The 713-nt window shown below is 50.1% G+C and carries 1 protein-coding gene; it reads left to right on the top strand.

The features are described 5' to 3' along the window. Positions 1 to 713 (top strand): pilus assembly protein (locus tag A3739_RS04510; protein WP_255376765.1); only part of this gene is annotated, 713 nt, incomplete at both ends.

Genomic DNA, 713 nt, shown 5'->3' with positions numbered 1-713 from the left:
TGAAAGAGATATTTCAGTTGCTGATCAAGAGCGAGTTATCTACACACAGGGTGCATCGGATGGTGTAACCTTTGAGTGGGCGAATTTAACGGACGCTCAGAAAAACGACTTACGCACGAATCCTCCAGGAGAAGCGGCAAGTCCTGACGACACGCTCGCGCAGGATCGACTAGCTTACCTGCGCGGAGATCGCTCAAAAGAAGGCGGTGCGTTCCGAGCGCGTGGTAGCCGTATGGCCGATGTTATTCACTCTGCACCTGTTTATGTAGGGGAGCCTTCTTCTGCGTGGCCAGACGATGGACTGTTTGGTGTTGATGGTAACCGTTATTCAGATTTTTCTGACAAGGATGATGCAAACGGCGGCGCAGCAGGACGTACGCCTGTTGTATATGTCGGTGCGAATGGCGGTATGCTTCACGGCTTTAACGGCCTTAATTCTGGCACAGACGCAGGTAAAGAAGTGATGGCTTATGTGCCTAATTTGGTCTACTCAAGCGTTGCGGGTGAAGGATTGCACTATCTAACAGACCCTAACTATGCGCATCAGTATTACGTAGATTTGACGCCAGTAGCGCAAGACGTCTATACAAAAGGCAATTCTGCAGATGTGTCACGTGACTGGCGAACTGTTCTAGTTGGTGGCCTGCGTGCTGTTGGTAAAGGCTTATTTGCACTGGATGTGACGAATCCTGATGACTTTACAGACTCAGCGA

Source organism: Oleiphilus sp. HI0067 (assembly GCF_001635735.1).
The sequence above is the reverse complement of the archived record's forward strand: the minus strand, read 5'-3'. Positions and strand labels throughout refer to the sequence as shown.